This is a genomic window from Silvibacterium dinghuense, assembly GCF_004123295.1.
GTDB lineage: Bacteria > Acidobacteriota > Terriglobia > Terriglobales > Acidobacteriaceae > Silvibacterium > Silvibacterium dinghuense.
Window position 1 is genome coordinate 1,276,506 of record NZ_SDMK01000001.1, and the last position, 17,203, is coordinate 1,293,708.

A 17,203-nucleotide genomic window follows, 5' to 3' on the forward strand; every position below is an offset into this window, starting at 1 on the left:
AGTTGTCAGGGTTCAGAGCTCAGGGCTCAGAAAAACACTCGGGTGCCCTCATCCCATGTATTTCGAGATGGGGGATAAGAACGATCTTGCATTTTAGATATTAAAATGATATCACTTCAATAGCATCGCGTGCTGCGATGCCCGAGGCTACAGCTATGAACGCTGCATCGAATGCCATCTCCCCCACAACACTTCACAAAGAGCGCATGGTCACTCCGAAAAAGGGCGCGCCCATGCTCCTGCTCTTCTTCGTGCTGCTGATCGCCGTGATTGCGCTGATCGTCTACGCCGCCGCAAACGAGCAGCCGATCTTCGTGCTTCCGGCCGTACTACTCTTCCTCTTCGATTTCATCGGAATCCTGCCGGGCTTCTATACGCTCCAGCCCAACGAGGCGCGCGTGCTCGTGCTCTTCGGCTCCTACAAGGGCACGGTCCGCGCCGACGGCTTCTTCTGGGGCCATCCCTTCTATTCCAACGGCGCGCGGCAGACCATCACTCCGCTCACGCTGGCGGATAAGGCAGCGGTCGCACAGACGGTGAGGCGCTCCTCAGGCCGCAACAAGATCTCACTGCGCGCCCGTACGCTCAATGGCGACATTCTGAAGGTGAATGACCTGCGCGGCAACCCCATTGAGATCGCCGCAGTCGTCGTATGGCGCGTCGAAGACACCGCGCAAGCCCTCTTCGACGTCGACAATTTTGAGAACTATGTCGCCACGCAGAGCGAGTCGGCGCTGCGTCACCTCGCCAACCTCTATGCCTATGACGACAACAATCCTAACGACACCACGCTGCGCCGCAATGTCGATGAGGTCTCTGCCGCGCTATGCAGTGAGTTGACAGCCCGGCTCTCGAAAGCCGGTGTCGCCGTCGACGAAGCGCGCCTCACGCATCTGGCCTATGCGAGCGAAATCGCGCAGGTCATGCTGCGCAGCCAGCAGGCCGATGCCGTGATCGCCGCGCGCCAGAAGATCGTGCAGGGCGCGGTCGGCATGGTCGATATGGCTCTCAGCGAACTGGCCGCGAAACATGTCGTCTCGCTCGACGACGAGCGCCGCGCCGCCATGGTCAGCAACCTCATGGTGGTGCTCTGCGCCGAGAGCGAGGTGCACCCGGTCGTGAACGCGGGAACTCTGTACAACTAGCAAAGCATGGCTGAACGCAAATCATTTCTGCTGCGCATCGATCCCACGCTCTGGGCCGAGCTCGAAGGCTGGGCCCAGGCCGAACTGCGCTCGGTCAACGGGCAGATCGAGTACATCCTGCGGCAGGCGGTGAACAAGCGCAAAGGTGAGGCGAAGGCAGCGGATGAGAGCGCGCCGCAGCCTGAAAGCGAATGAGCCCACAGCCGGCAACTGCATGAATAGAAAACGTAAAGCAAAAGAGCCTCCCATCCGGGAGGCTCTTTTCCATGTGCAGCCTTCGTTTACTTCTTCTGTAAAGCCAGCTTCTTCTGCGCGTCGAGGAAGCGGCGCATGCGGTCGAGCGTTCTCGCCTTGCCGAAGACGATCATGCTCTCGAGCAGTGGCGGGCTCATGGTGCTGCCAGTCACGATGGCGCGCAGCAGCATGAAGTTCTCTTTCACGGACCAGCTATGCGCCTCGCCCAGCGCTTTCAATGCGCCTTCGAGCGCCTCTTTTGTCCAGTCCGCAGCTTCGAGCACCGTCAGCTGCTCGGCAGCAAAGGCCAGCGTCTCTTCGAGCGTCTTTTTCTTGGGTAGGAAGACCTCCTGCGCGGGCAGAATGTTATCCGCGAAGAAGAAGTTCGTCAGGTCGCCGAACTGTCCCAGTGTTTCGATGCGCGTCTGCACCAGCTCCGCCACGCCCTTCAGATACTCGTCCGAGAGCACGGTCGCACGCAGCGCGGTGTAGAAGTCGTCGAGCGACATGGCGCGCAGATACTCGCTGTTCAGCCACTTCAGCTTGGTCAGGTCGAAGACCGGTCCGCCCAGGCTGATGTTCGGCACGCTGAACTTCTCGAGCATCTCGGCGAGCGAGAACTTCTCGCTCACCCCGACCACCTCCTGCGGCATGCCGCCGCCCAGCAGGCCGAGGAAGTTGATGACCGCCTCGGGCACAAAGCCCGCCTGCCGGTAGTAGACCAGCGAGACCGGGTTTTTGCGCTTCGAGATCTTGCTCTTGTCCTGGTTGCGCAGCAGCGGCATGTGCCAGAACTTGGGCCGCTCCCAACCGAAGGAGGCATACAACAGCACGTGCTTCGGTGTGGACGAGATCCACTCCTCGGCGCGGATCACGTCGGTGATCTTCATCAGGTGGTCGTCCACCACGTTGGCCAGGTGATAAGTGGGGAAGCCGTCGGACTTCATCAGCACCTGGTCATCCACGTTGGCGTGGTCGATCACGATGTCGCCGCGCAGCTCGTCGCGGAAGGTGGTCGAGCCCTCGGGCACCAGCATGCGGATGGTGAACGGCTTGCTCTCGGCGATATTCGCGGCAATCTGCTCCGGCGTGAGATGGCGGCAGGTGCCGGCATACTTCGGCGGCTGCTTGGCTGCCATCTGCGCCTTGCGCGAGGCTTCGAGCTCTTCTGCCGTGCAGAAGCAGCGATAGGCGGTGCCGTTGTTCAGCAGGATCTCGGCGTGCTCGCGATAGATCTCGGTGCGCTCGGACTGGCGATAGGGGCCGTACGGGCCACCCACATCCGGGCCTTCGTCCCAGGTAAGGCCGAGCCAGTGCAGCGCGTCGAAGATCATCTGCTCGGAGGTGGGGACGAAGCGGGTGCGGTCGGTGTCCTCGATGCGCAGGACAAACTGCCCGCCGCCCTGGCGCGCATAGAGAAAGTTGATGAGGCCGATGTAAGCCGTGCCGACATGAGGATCGCCCGTAGGAGACGGAGCGATGCGTACGCGAGGTGTGCTCTGGGATGACATTTCTTTCCTGGGAACCAACTTCCGATGCTAGGGAGAGCGCCGAGGGGAGTCAAGCTGCGCCCTGGCACACCCTCTATTTCAGCGGCACTCCATCCACCTTCAGCAGCCGCCCTACCGGATACTGGCCCACACGATTTGCTGCGTAATACGGTGAGCGCTCGTAGAAAAACTCAAGCCGCGCCATAGGATCGGCTGCAAAGATCGGATCGGCCTGCACCTTGCGCTCGAATTCCTCCTTGATCTTCGGGTCTTCCGCCATCATCTTCCGCGCCAGCTTTTCAAGCACGTAGGCTTCGCCGTATTCCTTCTGCTCGAAGATCGGATCGAAGAATCCCCACGCCATGGCTGAATCCGGCGCTGCGGGCTCCAGCCACTCGATCGCCACTTTCGAGAGCCGCTGATTCAGCTCTACCACCGCCGAACCGGCCGGATAGGTGATCGTTTCAGTGACAAGATCGCACTGTCCGAATTTGCCCGGCTCCGTTGACCCTTCCCCCGCAAAGATCGGGTGATGCCCCTCGAAGGGCGCGCGGTTCCACTGCATGCCGCTGCAGCGATAGGTATCCACCTTGCCGGTCCATGCCGCGGTCGTGCGTTTGATTTCCACCTGGTGCGCGGCGAGCACATCGATCACATGCGTCCACTGCCGGGGAATGATGTATGCCGCCGGAGGCGTGGTCGACGCCGTGATCTTGAAGCCGGTCGCCATCGGGAGCGAAACATCCCACGGCTCGTGCGAGTACTTCACCCACATCGTCCCCGAAACCTCGCTCAGCTGGCGCGTGTACTTGTAACCATGGAAGAGGAAGGGTGTCGTCTGTCCACCCCAACCCACAGCCAGCGGAAACTGCTGGTCTCCGAGCGGGTGCGCTCCCAGCTGCTCGGCTTCGGCATCGGCCGCCTTGTTCAAGGCAACCAGCTTCTCCGCGTCACGATTGACCAGCGCCAGCAGGCTGCGCAGGATGGCATAATTCCCCGTCACACGCGTCCGATAATCCTTTAACATGTGCAGTTCCACCAGCATGCCTGGCCGGTTCTCGAGAATGGTGTATCCGGTCGAGAAGCGTGGCGGATCGTCGTTGAAGCCCAGCCCCTTCGCAGGATCGGTATCGTCGTTCAATGTGATGTAGGTCGGGGATGCCAGGTGCCCAGGCGTTGCGTCCACATCCTTCTCCAGCGTCGGCGTCACCGTCTCGTCCACCCATCGGGCAATAGGCCGCGGCACATTCGGCCCATCGTCGATGGTGAAGGTCACGTCATACTGATAATCCGAGCCGTCGGTCACGTGGTCATCGACGAAGAAGTCCGGCAGCCACGTGTGGAACATCTTCATAAACGCGCGCGTTTCCGGCGCGTCAGCCTTCAGGTAATCGCGATTCAGGTTGATGTTCGTACCGTTGCCGCGCCAGCCCATCTCCTCGGGACCATTCTGGTTGATGCGGTTGTAGGCCGAGCGCCGCTCGTGGCCATCGGCGTTGTACATCGGGATAAAGACGAAGACAGCCTTGTCCAACAGCGCGGCCTGCGTCTTCGTCATCACCATGTCGCGGAGCAGCGCCAGGCAGGCATCCTTGCCGTCCATCTCGCCGGCGTGGATCGAGTTCTGCACCAGCACAATCGGCCGTCCGGCGGCGTGCAGCTTCGCCGGATCAAAGACGCCGTCCTTCGATGCGATCACGAGATCCAGCTCACGCCCCTCGCCTGTTTCGCCAAAGGGCTCGATCTTCACCTGGCCCGGAGCCGCTGCCTCTACGTGCCGCAGATAAGCCATCGTCGCCGCATAGTCGGGCGTTGTTTTATAAGCCGAAGCCTCGGCCGGCGTCTGCCACTCCGCGCCTGATGCCTGCGCGAAGCACGCACCCGCGCCCGTCATAAACACTCCAGCCAAAACCGCAGCCGCAATTACGCGCAAAACCATCTTGCCTCCAAAAGCGAACAGGCTTTCCGCCCGCATCGCTGCGCGCAGAAAGCCTGATGATACGTGAAACAGCGGGTGTCGCATGCGACTCGGAGGTTCGTACCCTCCCACCCAAGCAAAGCTTGGATGGGGCACCCGAAGCTCTTGACTCGTGACCAACGGGAGCGCCACGCGAAGCCCAGTGCCGTACGGCCAGTGTCGCGACCAACGGGAGAGGAGGCCCGAAGGCAAAGGGCCTGGACGGCCAGTCCTAGGTGATGTCTTCGGTATTGAAGACCGGCTTGATCACCCGCCGCGGCTCGACACCGTGCACCTGGCTGACCAAATCCTTCACCACGTCCTCGAGCTGCTTCTGATTCTCGATCACCTCGCTCATACTCTTGAGCTCGAGCGGATTCTCAACCTTTTCGAGCAGCACCACGGCATGCGCCTGGGCTACGTGATCCACGTTGAGACCCTCGGGGGTCTTGGCCTTGATGCCGACATCCGCCGGCTTCACACCCAGCAGCTCGGCCACATGCTCGCGCATTTCTCCAGCGATGGGGCCGATCTTCGGCTGCGCCAGCACCAGCGTGGTGTCCACGTTCACGATGCGATAGCCCGCATTCTGAATCTCTTCGAGCGCGAGGTTGAGGAAGATCGCCGAATCGGCATTCTTCCAGCGCGGATCGCCCGGAGGGAAGAAGCTGCCGATATCACCGGCCGAGACCGCGCCGAGCAGCGCGTCGGTGAGCGCGTGCAGCAGCACGTCGCCGTCGGAGTGACCGGCCAGGCCCTCCGGATGATCAATCGCCAGGCCGCCGATCTTGAGCGGCACACCCGGCTTGAAGGCATGCGAATCCCAGCCATATCCAATTCTGATGTTCATCTATTTCCTGTCCGTTGGGGCCTTCGGATGACAGCCCTGTCCCTAACAGGATAGAGCACTCCTCAGAATCAAAAATCGGTTCCCACGCGCGGCATCTCGAAAACCTTTCACGCAAAGACGCAAAGAACGCCAAGTCCGCGAAAACAGCGCAAAAACGCTCTTAGCATCCCTTTGCGGCTTTTCTTTGCGATCCTGGCGTCTTGGCGCGAACGTGATGTCCGCACCCATAAGAACCTAAGCCTTCGCGCGCCGCGCCAGGTAAAACTCTGCCAGCTCCAAATCGCCCGGCTGGGTGATTTTGAAGTTTGCCGCCGAGCCCGGAACCACGGCTACCGCCGCTCCGGCGCGCTCGACTACGCTGGCCTCGTCGGTACCCACAAAGCCGTCGGCTGCAGCCTCGGCAAAAGCCCGGCGAAGCAGCCCGCAGCGAAAGCCCTGCGGCGTCTGCGCCTGCACAATGTACTCGCGCGGAATCGTCGAGGTAATCAACGCGCCGTCGGCGGTGCGCTCCACCTGCTTGATGGTATCGACCGCGGGCAGGCCCACAATGGCCGCGTGATGCTTCTCGACAGCCTGGATCGTTCGCTGGATGGTCGCCGCATCGATCAGCGGCCGCACCGCATCGTGCACCAGCACGATGTCGTCCGCCTCGCAGGGCAGCACCGCCAGCGCATTTGCCACGCTGGCCTGGCGGCTGTCGCCGCCTTCGACGACCGTCACGCGACCGGCAAAGCCGTGCTCGGCGACGTGTGCCTTGACCCGCTCCACCTCGTTCGGACGCACGGCCACATAAATGCCCGCGATCGCCGGAACATCGGCAAAGGCGCGCAACGTGTGGATCAGGATCGGCGTGCCGGCCAGCTCAAGAAACTGCTTCGGAGCCGCCGAGGCCTGCCCCGCTGCCATCCGCGTGCCCAAACCGGCCGCGGGAAGAATGACGAAGACGCGCATAAGGACTGGAGTATATCAACAAATGCAGGGAAAACAGGGTAGAGAGGGTAGAGGGTAGGGCATAGAAGAAGTTCGCTCTTTGCCTCATATCTGGTGCAGCTCAAGAGGAAACCAGTCAAATCGTGACTCAGCCCCCTGACCCCTGAGCTCTGTGCCCTGCGCTCTGTATACTGAAATGTTCCGCGCAGGCGGATTCTCCCTATGAGCACAAAAGCAGAAATTCCCGTTCAGCCGGACTTCCTCGCCGAGGTCCAGGAGTGGATTGAAGCCTTCGACGAAGTCGTAGTCGGCGAAGGCCCCGAACATGGCGCGGAGCTGCTCGACGCTCTCCGCCGCCGCGCGCGCGAAGCCGGAGTGACGGCTGCCAGCGAGATCACCACCCCCTACCTCAACACCATCCCCAGGCACGAGGAAGAGACCTACCCGGGCGATCGTAACCTCGAGCAGCGCGTCGAGGCCCTCATCCGCTGGAATGCCATGGCCATGGTGCACGGCCAGAACAAGAAGGATGCCGGCATCGGCGGCCATATCGCCACCTATTCTTCGCTGGCCACCCTGCTCGAAGTGGGCTTCAACCACTTCTTCCGCGCCGACTACAACGGCCAGCCGGGCGATTTCGTCTACTTCCAGGGCCACGCCTCGCCGGGCGTCTATGCCCGCGCCTTCCTCGAAGGCCGCCTCACCGAGGAGCACCTCAAGAATTTCCGCCACGAGCTGCGCGACACGCCGGGACTCTCGTCCTATCCGCATCCCTGGCTTATGCCCGATTTCTGGCGCTTCCCCACGGTCTCGATGGGCATTGGCCCGCTGAACGCCCTCTACCAGGCGCGCTTCATGCACTATCTCGAGAACCGCGGCCTCATCGAGAAGACCAACCGCAAGATCTGGGCCTTCGTCGGTGACGGCGAGACGGGTGAGGTCGATACCCTCGGCGCGCTGCCCATCGCCACGCGCGAGAAGCTCGACAACCTGATCTTCGTGGTCAACTGCAACCTGCAGCGCCTCGACGGCCCGGTCAGCGGCAACAAGCGCATCATCGACGAGCTCGAAGGCGTCTTCCGCGGCGCCGGCTGGAACGTCATCAAGGTTGTCTGGGGCGCGGACTGGGACAAGCTCTTCGAGCGCGACCACCAGGGCCTGCTGCTCAAGCGCATGGAAGAGTGCGTGGACGGCGACTACCAGGCCTACAAGGCCAAGGGCGGCGCCTACCTGCGCCAGCACTTCTTCGGCAAGTACCCCGAGTTGCTCAAGCTGGTCGAGGACTACTCCGACGAGCAGCTGGCGAACCTGCACCGCGGCGGCCACGATCCGCAAAAGATCTACAACGCCTACAAGCGCGCCATCGAACACACCGGCAGCCCGACCGTCATCCTGGCGAAGACCGTCAAGGGCTACGGCATCGGCACCACGCAGGCCCGCAACGCCTCGCACCAGGAAAAGAAGCTGAGCGATGACGGCGTTACCGCCTTCATCAAGCAGTTCAACATCCCGATTCCCGAGGAGCAGGCCGCGGCCGGCAAACCGTGGAAACCGGAAGCGAATGCGCCGGAGATCGAGTACCTGCAGGCGCGCCGCGCCGAGTTGGGCGGCTACCTACCGCAGCGCACCGTGGCCCCGATGAACTTCAAGGCCCCCGCGCTCGACTACTACGGCGAGTGGACCGGCGGCTCGAAGGGCCGCGAGGTCTCGACCACCATGGGCTTCGTCTCCATCCTGCGCCACCTGCTCAAAGACGCGGAGTTCGGCAAGTACGTCGTACCCATCGTGCCCGATGAAGGCCGCACCTTCGGTCTCGAATCGGCCATCCGCCAGGTGGGCATCTACGCGCCCGAAGGCCAGAAGTACACCCCGCACGACTCCGACATGCTGCTCAGCTATCGCGAGGAGAAGGACGGGCAGATTCTCGAAGAGGGCATCACCGAGGCCGGTTCGCTGGCATCATTCACCGCCGCAGGCACCGCGTATGCCAACTACCGCGTCCCGGCCATTCCCTTCTACATGTACTACTCGATGTTCGGTTTCCAGCGCATCGGAGACATGATCTGGGCCTTCGCCGACTCGCGTGGCAAGGGCTTCCTGATGGGAGGTACCGCCGGACGCACCACCATGCTCGGCGAGGGCCTGCAGCACCAGGATGGCCACAGCCACGTGCTGTCCTCGACCGTGCCCACCTGCCTCAGCTACGACCCGGCCTTCGTCTACGAGCTGGCCACCATCGTCCAGGACGGCATCAAGCGCATGTACCAGGACAACGACCAGGTCTTCTACTACATCACCATGTACAACGAAGACTACGCCATGCCTGCCATGCCCGAGGGCTCGCAGGAAGGCATCCTCCGCGGCATCTACAGGTTCCAGGCCGCGCCGAAGGGCAAGGCAACTGCACAGCTCTTCGGCTCCGGTCCCATCCTCAACGAGGTCATCAAGGCGCAGGCCATTCTCGCCGACAAGTACGGCGTGCAGGCCGACGTCTGGAGCGTGACCAGCTACAACGAGCTGCGCCGCGACGCCCTCTCGGTCGAGCGCTGGAACCGCCTGCATCCGGCCGAGCCGGCGAAAAAGCCGTACATCCTCGAAGCGCTCGGTAACGCCAAGGGCCCGATCATCGCGGCTTCGGATTACATGAAGTCGATTCCCGACTCGCTCGCGCCCTGGCTGCTCGACCGCCTCGTCACGCTCGGCACCGACGGCTTCGGCCGCTCGGACAACCGCGAGCACCTGCGCCGTCACTTCGAAGTGGATGCCCCGTCGATCGTGGCCGCCACGCTCTCGAAGCTGGCCCGCGACGGCAAGTTCGACGCGAAGAAAGCCCAGGCCGCCTTCGCCGAACTCGGCATCGACACCGAAAAGATCGACGCCGCCAAGGCCTAACCAAACACTAGAACCAGACACGAAGAGCGCCGCAAGGCGCTCTTCGTGTCTGCGAAGGTTTTAATATTCGATTGTCATTCCGACCGGAGCGAGCCAAAGGCGAAGCGCAGTGGAGGAACCTGCGGTTCTTCTAATAAGCGAGGAAACGGATGCCCCATCCAAGCTCCGCTTGGGTGAGAGGATACGGACCTGAGATTGACGATGAGATTCTTACCGCAAAAAACTCTCAAGACCATCGACACGGCGGACGAGATCCAGTTCCTTCTCGTCCAGCGTCCGAGCTGGCTCCGATACGCAATCCCACTCCCTTTCATAGCCCTGCTCGTCTGGCAGGCCTCCGGATCCTTCGATCTCGCCGCCCTCTTCGGCGCCGGGATCCTCGCCCTCATCGCCTTCGCCAGCTGGATCGGCAGCGACCGTACGCTGCTCCAGGTCACCCGCGAACTCATCACCGCGCACGGCGACCTCGGCCAACCTCCGAACGAGCAGGTTGCCTTCGAGCCGGCCTCGCTCGACGCCATCGGCTACTCGGACGGCCTTGCCGGACGCCCCTCCGGTCTCTACGCCACGCAGGGATGGACCTTCCACTGCCTCATGCCCGGCCTCACCGAAGCCGAATGCCGGCAGGTTGTCGATGCCATCTACCGCAAGTTTCCAGGAATCGAAATCGGCGGCCCTCGCTACCATGGCCTCAGCCTCGTGAACTGATGCACGCCTTCGACAAGCGAACGATCGAAACAGTAGAAACAGCTGACGAGATCCAGTTCATCGTCAGGCGAAGCAATGGGTGGGCTATTCCTGGCGTGCTGTGCCTGCTCTTCCTCATTACGCTTTCTCAATTCTTTAGAGCTACGAATATAACGGCCTTCTTCATAGCCTTTGTTCTAGCCATTGTTCTTGCCGCGGCGCTAGTCAAACAGATCCTTCGCGGAAAAAAGACCATTCTTACTGCGTGGCGAGACAGGATTAGCGCGGAAGGCGATCTCGGCAATCTGTCATCGCAACATGTCGTATTGAAATCATCTTCGTTTCAATCTCTCGGATACATGGCCGGAGACGCAGAAGATAATGCCCCATCAGGCCTCTACGCATGGCGAGGAACGCCACAACAATGCCTCATACCGGAGCTCAATCGCAAAGAATGCGAACAGATTGTCAACGCAATCTATTTCAAATTCCCAAGTATCGGTTGCGGCGACAGCGACAGCGCCTCGCTCCTCTTCGATGAGAACGGCGGCCTCATCCGCCTTGGGCTCGACAAATAAGCACTACCGCTCTTCCGCAGTGAATGCCCGCTTCCACTCGTGTCCTTTGATCTGGAAGCCCTTCACAGCAGACGCATCGGCAGAGCCCACCTCCGTCACAGAAATACGCATGGCAAGTTTTCCGCCCTGGAGAACATCGACCTGTCTTGCGATCTGCACTCCGCTGAACGGCTGGACCGCAGATGGCTGTATGGCGAGGCCATGGATATAAGCCTTGTCCAATACGCCGCCCTCACCAAACCAATAGCCCTGTGACTGCACGGGGTCGAGCTCTCCGTGCTGCCCTTCAGGCCCGCGGAACACCCGGATATCGTTGCCGCTGCCCACCACGTCGCGACTGATCCTCCAATCCGACTCGGTCATCGTGTCATCCGCGGGGATAGGCTCCAGGGCAAGAAACACCGTGCGCAAGATCCCGGCATCCGACCCTTCCGAGAGCAGATACCAGTGATCGCCGCTGCGGGATCGCGCGAAATGGCTGGCGCCGATCCATGCCTCCCGCTTCCACTCCGTATCGCTCACCCATGTATCTTCATAGCGACCGGTCTGCACACCGCTCGACGTCCCTACCTGAAACTCGGCCTTCAACACATACGGAGAAGTAGCCCCCCAGGCAAGAAAGCTGGCCTTACGCCCGCGATCAAAGTAGGAGCGTGCGCTCTCGAAGCTCTCAACGCCAGCCGGCCTCACCGTCTTGAATCGCACCGAGATATTTCCTACAGCTTGCACAGGTTCGCCGTCTCGTAAAAACGGTTTGAAGTGCCACGTCTTGAACCCTTCGGCAGCCGCGTCGCGAACACCGGGATTGTCCGAGATAGGATCGCTCATCTCCCGGATCGTCCCTTCCCTGTCCACCACGATCTCCGTTCCAACGCCACCTTCCAGAGGCCCATCCTTCAGAGCAGGCCAATGGAAAGGCTGAGCATCCGGCAGCAGGTTGGCTTGCAATTGCGCATTGCTCAGCACAATGGTCTCAATAGGATGGCTATCTCCACCGGGAGCATTCGTATCGAAGAAACCCGCCGGGACCTCTCCCAGGTCTTCCAGCACCGTGACCTTCGCCGTCACCTCGATGCGGCCGGAAGCAACCGTACGAGCGACATTCCTGTCATGGAACTTCTGGAAGTCGTGATACAGCCCTGACCATCCCGGACCATCGCTATCCAGCAGCTCGCCGTTCAAAAGCGCGACTCCACCTTTGCCGTTGGCAATCTCGTCGCCAGTTGCTTCTGTCGCTTCCCAATTCACGTTCGTTTGCTGCATAAAGCCACCAGTGCGCATCGGAAAACGCATGTTGCGCACTTCGCCGCCCTTTACGTGCTGGAGCAACACATCCATCGGCAAAGGTACCGGCCGAACGATAGCCTGAACGAGCTCTCGAATCCACTCAGGGAAATAATCCCCCTCGTTCTTCTGCCACTGGTGAGCCCCATCCATCACCGCAACCTGGTGAAAGTCAGCCGTTCGAATCTCGCGACGCCACTGGCTCGGAGACTCCCACCATAGTTCGATTTCGCCCTCGCGGTGTGTGCCTTTATCCCGTTCGAAGCTGGGCGCGAACTGCGCCTTCAGATGAAAGGGCTTCGTCCCCGGCTGATCGAGCGTGTCTCTTTCGACCGCATGCCGGATGTCATTGGAGATGTCCTCGGCAACTGCAAGCAAAGAACCACAGCAGGCCAGCACCAAAACAACAATTACAGACCGAACCACGAGACGCACAGGCATAAATCGAGCTCGCCTTTCACTCTTTACTCTGAATAAAATTCAGCTCCCAGCTTAATCGCATGCTTCGGAATTACGATCCACTATTCAACAAACCCACATAGAAATACTATGTCGGCACGGCGAAGCGGCCGGTATTGGGATACGCGAGTCCGACGGACTCATCGTCACCAACACCAGCCGCTTCGTACCGCACTTATTTCGTTAGCCATTGTTGAGTGCAAAAAAACACCTGCGCCCAACAATGGCACTATATCTTTACGCAAAGTTCTTCACATACGTTGAGTAACGCTCATCGTAGATATCCTTGAGCGGAACCAGCGTATGCTGCACGCCGTTGCCGCCCTTGCTCTTGAAGCGGATCGAGTAGCGTTCGTTCGCCTCGGCCGGCTCGAACCAGATGCCTTCGCTGCGGATGTGCGGCATCGGGATGCCGTCCGGTCCGGCAGGACCGTTGCTCGCGTAGATCATGCCTGTTGTCAGGCCATCAGTCCCGAGCGTGACCGCCAGCACCAGCGGTCCGTACATCGCCGCCTGCACCGTCTTGTCATCATTCGCATAGTTGATGTGCAGTGTCAGAGGCAGCGTGACCTCGATCGCATCGCCCACCTTCCAGTCGTGATCGACAGTCACATAGCTTGAAGGCGTCATCGTCGCGGTGACGGGCGCTCCGTTCACGCGGATCGCCACATCCTTCGTCGCCCAGTACGGGATGCGGAACTTCAGCGCCGTGGCTTTCGAAGGCGCACCCGTGATCTTGAAGGTGATCTTCTCATCCTCAGGAAACTTCGAAGTCTGCTCGAGCTTGAATCCGCGTTCCTTCCAATCGAGCTTCGAAGGCACGTAGAGATTCACGTACACCGAGCCGTCATCGTGGAAGTAGATCGAATCGTTCAGCTTTGCGTACTCCTCGCTGCCCGTGCCGGTGCAGCACCAGAAGGCGTCATACTGAGTGCCGAAAGTCTTGTACATGCCCGGCTGCAGCGGCACGTAGTACATCAGCATGCCGTTGCGGTCCTGCGTCCCTGCGCGGACGTTGAAGAGCAGCCGCTCGTAGTAGTCGAAGTGCGCCGCGTCCGGCTCCTGCCCGAAGAGATGCCGCGTCAGCTTCATCATGTTGTAGCTGCAGCAGCACTCCTGCGCAGCGGGGCCAAGCTGTGTCGAGATCTCATCCGGCTTCTGCCAGAACTCGCCGTTGCTGGTGCCGCCGGTACAGTACGCGTGATGCTCGGTGACGTCGCGATAGAAGTTCCGCACGATCTTGTTGTAACGCTCATCGCCGGTCAGCTCATAGCCGCGTGCCGCACCGATGATCTTCGGAATATTCGTGTTCGAATGATTGCCGCCCAGCTCGTCCTTACCCTCGGCCAGCGGATCGAAAATCTTGTGGTGCTCGAAGCGGTAGCCCAGGTCGCGATACTTGGTCTTGCCTGTGATCGCATACAGGTTGAACGAGACCTCGTTCATGCCGCCGTGCTCCACCAGCAGCACCTTCTGCCACTCATCGTCCTTGAAGGTCGCAGAATAAGCAGCGGCCCAGTCGGCCATGCTCTCGGCCATCTGCAACGCCTGCTGGTTGCCGGTGTGCTCATACATATCCACCAGGCCGGCCATGATCTTGTGGTACGTGTAGAACGGCGCCCACACATGCTCGTGCGTGCGCAGCCGGTCATAGAACTTCTCCGGATACGCGCCAAGGTAGCCATTCTTCTCCTGCGTCTCAGCCAGGGTCGCTACCAGCGCGTTGGCCTTGCCGCGAATCTCTTCATCGCCCGTGCTTGCGTAGAGCAACGCACAGCCGGAGAGATAGTGGCCTACGTAGTGGCCGCGCAGTTCGCAGTCCGGAGCCTCCCATCCGCCCAGCGGTGTCGCGTCCGTCTCCAGGCCCGCCGTCACGCGGAAGTTATATGCGAGGCGATCATTCGGAATCGAGTAGAGGAAGCCGCGATTCAGCTCCATCATGTCCTTCCACTCGCTCGGCAGCAGGCGCACATCGGTCATCGGAAACGGCTGGGCCTTCCACTGCACCTTCTCGACCGACGACGCGATCAGGTCCTTCGTCGCCACATCCTGACCTGCAATCTTTGCAGCCTGTTGTGCGGTAGCAGAGCGCGCGAGCAATGCGGCGCCGCTTGCAGCGGCAGCACTGGTAAGGAATCCCCTGCGGGTGAAGCCCATCTTCGTCATCGTGTGTGATCCTTTGCTGGAGTCGCGTCTGTCGGAGCCGAAGACGCGGAAGTGTCGTTCCAATTCACAGTCTTTTCGTCGGTCAGCGAGCGGAGAAAGAAGTCCATCAGGCGATGCTGGCCGTACTCGCCGCCTGCGCCGTGGCCGCCGCCCGGCACATCGAGAAACTCGAAATCCTTGTTGGCCTTGATGAGCGCATTCGCTACCTGCATGGTAGTCGAGGGGTCCACGTTCGTGTCCATCTCGCCCATCACCAGCAACAGACGTCCCTGCAGGCGCCACGCATTGTCCACATTTGAGGACGCCGCATACTGCGGACCGAGCGGCCAGCCCATCCATTGCTCGTTCCACCAGATCTTGTCCATGCGGTTGTCGTGCGAACCGCTATTCGCGACCGCGGCCTTGTAGAACTCCGGATGAAAGAGCAGCGCCGCCAGCGCATTCTGCCCTCCGGCCGAAGTGCCGAAGATGCCCACGCGCGTGTCGTCGTACCAGGGAAACTGCTTCGCCGCGGCCTGGTGCCACAGGATGCGATCCGGGAAGCCGCCGTCCTTCAGATTCTGGAAGATCACATCGTGGAAGGCCTTCGAGCGATTGTTCGTGCCCATGCCGTCAATCTGCGCGACGACAAAGCCCAGCTGCGTAAGCGGCTGCGAACGCGGCGAGAAGTTCTTCGGCACAAATGAGCCCTGCGGCCCGGCATAGATATCTTCCACCACCGGATACTTCTTCTTCGCATCGAAGTTCGCCGGCTTCCAGATCAAGCCCCAGATATCCGTCTTGCCATCGCGCCCTTTTGCGACAAAAACCTCGGGAGCAACCCAGCCCGCAGCCTTGAGCGCGGTCAGATCGCCCTTGGCCAACGTCGTCACCAGGCTGCCGTCGCTGGTCTTGCGCAGGTCAAGCTCGGGCGCAAGATCCACGCGCGACCACAGGTCGGTGTAGTACTGGCCATCTTCGGAATAGGCAAGCTGATGATTTGCAGGCTCCATCGTAGACGCGCCCGCAGTTACCGGCTCCATGCCTGTGCCATCAAACTTGATGCGATAACCTTGCGTGAAGTACGGGTCAATTTTAGGATCGACACCGCTGGCCTCGAAGTAAATCTCGCGATTCTTCTCATCCACATAATTCACGCCGCGCACCACCCAGTCGCCATGCGTGACCTGGTTCTCCAATTGTCCGGTGCGGCCGTTATAGAGATACAGGTGCGCCCATCCATCACGCTCCGAGAGCCACAGAATTTCGTGGCCGTCGTTCATGTCGTGCCGGTAGAACTTACCCGTGCCTTCAGCCTCAGGATTCAGCTCCGTGTACTCGATGAAGGTTTTGCTCGTCTCATCGATCACGCGCCGTACGCCGCCCGTCTTCGCATCCACGGCAAGCACGTCCAACCGCTGATGCCCGCGCTGGTTGTAAACGAAGGTGAACTCCGAGCTGTCCTTGCGCCACTCGAAGCTGTTCAACTCGAAAGGGTTCGGAAAAAGATCATCGGCGATGACAATTTCGCCCTTCGTCGCAGGATCGAAGAGCACCGGCTGATCGCGATCGAGCACATCGCCCGGCTTCGCATAGAAGTGTTCCGACGCAATCGGCTGCAGCTGGCTCTCGGGTGACGACTCCACGTAATGCACCATGCGCCGGTATCCCGGCCGCGTGCGGATGGCCAGCAGATGCTTCGAATCCGGCGACCACTCAAGCGAGCTGCGCTGGTAGTAGTCGCCCTCGCTGCCATCCCAGCTCAATGGCACTGCCGGCTTCTTGTCACCCACGGCGCGAATAAAGACGTTGAAGTTCTGGATCGTCGCTTCCCACTTGCTGTCCGGGGAAATTTCCCCCTTATTCGCATCATTTCCGTCGAACGAAGGCGCACGCGACCAGTCGAACGGCTCACGCGGATGTCCATCCTGCTTGCAATCGTAATCAGCGAGCGTGCAGCTCCAGCGTCCCCGTTTGGTGAAGAAGCTGAACTTCGCGCCACCATCCTCGAAGCGCAGGTCTGGCAGCGTCAACTCTTCCGCCTTCACCGGTTCAGGTAAACCTTTGCTGATCGAGGCCGCAATCTTTGCATTCTCGAGCGCCGTCTGTTGTCCGGTCGCAGCATCGACCAGGATGTACTTGTGCTGCGTCCCATCCGACTCCTGAAACCAGAGCTTCTCTGCATTCGTACCTGCGGGGCCGTCGATCCACTCGGCCTGCGCGGGCAACAGCCCCGCCGCCTTGCGATACACCACATTGATGCCCAGCGCATGCTCAAAGTCCGCACGCGTCACCGCAGGCGCGGACAGGGACGGGCCTGCAGCCACTTTCTCCGCAGCAGTCTTTTCTTTTGCGGGCTGCGCGGCAAGGGATGAAGCCAGCGCCGAGGACAGGACAAGTCCGGCAAGCAAACGGGAGTCAAAGCAGCAACGGAACACCGGCAATCTCCGCAAGGAATCAAAAATACAATTTCGTGTACGTCGAGTGGACTACACTTTCACACGGTTGTCAAAGCGAAAAAAATGCCGGCGCGTTCGCTGCGCCGGCAAATC

The 17,203-nt window shown here is 60.6% G+C and carries 13 protein-coding genes; 6 read left to right on the forward strand and 7 right to left on the reverse strand.

What is annotated here, in order from left to right; translation table 11 throughout:
* The first annotated feature begins 155 nt into the window (after nt 1-155).
* Nucleotides 156-1,145, forward strand: coding sequence for an SPFH domain-containing protein (locus ESZ00_RS05025; protein ID WP_204520152.1), 990 nt, complete (start codon nt 156-158; stop codon nt 1,143-1,145).
* 6 nt (nt 1,146-1,151) lie between these two features.
* Nucleotides 1,152-1,340, forward strand: coding sequence for a type II toxin-antitoxin system antitoxin (locus ESZ00_RS05030; protein WP_129207056.1), 189 nt, complete (start codon nt 1,152-1,154; stop codon nt 1,338-1,340).
* An 86-nt stretch (nt 1,341-1,426) separates the two neighbouring features.
* Here ESZ00_RS05030 and gltX read toward each other — a convergent pair whose 3' ends face one another.
* The 4 genes from gltX to ispD form a co-directional block, all read right to left on the reverse strand.
* Nucleotides 1,427-2,890, reverse strand: a complete 1,464-nt coding sequence (gene gltX, locus ESZ00_RS05035; protein ID WP_129207057.1) for a glutamate--tRNA ligase — start codon at nt 2,888-2,890, stop codon at nt 1,427-1,429.
* Between the two features lie 73 nt (nt 2,891-2,963).
* Entirely contained in the window at nt 2,964-4,808 is a 1,845-nt protein-coding gene (locus ESZ00_RS05040; protein WP_229740967.1) for a M14 family metallopeptidase, read from the reverse strand.
* Between the two features lie 250 nt (nt 4,809-5,058).
* Nucleotides 5,059-5,676 (reverse strand): 2-C-methyl-D-erythritol 2,4-cyclodiphosphate synthase, encoded by a 618-nt coding sequence (ispF, locus tag ESZ00_RS05045; protein ID WP_129207058.1) that lies wholly within the window; start codon nt 5,674-5,676, stop codon nt 5,059-5,061.
* 234 nt (nt 5,677-5,910) lie between these two features.
* The gene (ispD, locus tag ESZ00_RS05050; protein WP_129207059.1) at nt 5,911-6,627 is read right to left on the reverse strand and encodes a 2-C-methyl-D-erythritol 4-phosphate cytidylyltransferase; all 717 of its coding nucleotides are present in this window, start codon (nt 6,625-6,627) and stop codon (nt 5,911-5,913) included.
* Between the two features lie 201 nt (nt 6,628-6,828).
* Between ispD and aceE the strand changes: the two genes are divergently transcribed.
* From aceE to ESZ00_RS05065, 3 genes are all read left to right on the forward strand, one after another.
* Nucleotides 6,829-9,498 (forward strand): pyruvate dehydrogenase (acetyl-transferring), homodimeric type, encoded by a 2,670-nt coding sequence (gene aceE / locus ESZ00_RS05055; protein WP_129207060.1) that lies wholly within the window; start codon nt 6,829-6,831, stop codon nt 9,496-9,498.
* A 201-nt stretch (nt 9,499-9,699) separates the two neighbouring features.
* Complete coding sequence (locus tag ESZ00_RS05060) at nt 9,700-10,206, forward strand: hypothetical protein (RefSeq protein WP_129207061.1); 507 nt, start codon at nt 9,700-9,702, stop codon at nt 10,204-10,206.
* Nucleotides 10,206-10,763, forward strand: coding sequence for a hypothetical protein (locus ESZ00_RS05065; RefSeq protein ID WP_129207062.1), 558 nt, complete (start codon nt 10,206-10,208; stop codon nt 10,761-10,763). The genes ESZ00_RS05060 and ESZ00_RS05065 overlap by 1 nt, the downstream gene beginning before the upstream one ends.
* A gap of 3 nt (nt 10,764-10,766) precedes the next feature.
* Here ESZ00_RS05065 and ESZ00_RS05070 read toward each other — a convergent pair whose 3' ends face one another.
* The gene (locus ESZ00_RS05070) at nt 10,767-12,488 is read right to left on the reverse strand and encodes an energy transducer TonB (protein ID WP_129207063.1); all 1,722 of its coding nucleotides are present in this window, start codon (nt 12,486-12,488) and stop codon (nt 10,767-10,769) included.
* Between the two features lie 103 nt (nt 12,489-12,591).
* Between ESZ00_RS05070 and ESZ00_RS20445 the strand changes: the two genes are divergently transcribed.
* Entirely contained in the window at nt 12,592-12,693 is a 102-nt protein-coding gene (locus tag ESZ00_RS20445) for a glutathionylspermidine synthase family protein (protein WP_373283899.1), read from the forward strand.
* A gap of 50 nt (nt 12,694-12,743) precedes the next feature.
* Here ESZ00_RS20445 and ESZ00_RS05080 read toward each other — a convergent pair whose 3' ends face one another.
* Together ESZ00_RS05080 and ESZ00_RS05085 are read right to left on the reverse strand one after the other, a co-directional pair.
* On the reverse strand, nt 12,744-14,672 hold the full coding sequence (locus ESZ00_RS05080) for a glycoside hydrolase family 127 protein (RefSeq protein ID WP_129207064.1): 1,929 nt from the start codon (nt 14,670-14,672) through the stop codon (nt 12,744-12,746).
* A complete protein-coding gene (locus ESZ00_RS05085; protein WP_129207065.1) occupies nt 14,669-17,089 on the reverse strand; it encodes a S9 family peptidase in 2,421 nt (806 codons plus the stop codon). Before ESZ00_RS05085 ends, ESZ00_RS05080 begins: the two co-directional genes overlap by 4 nt.
* Between the last annotated feature and the right edge of the window lie 114 nt (nt 17,090-17,203).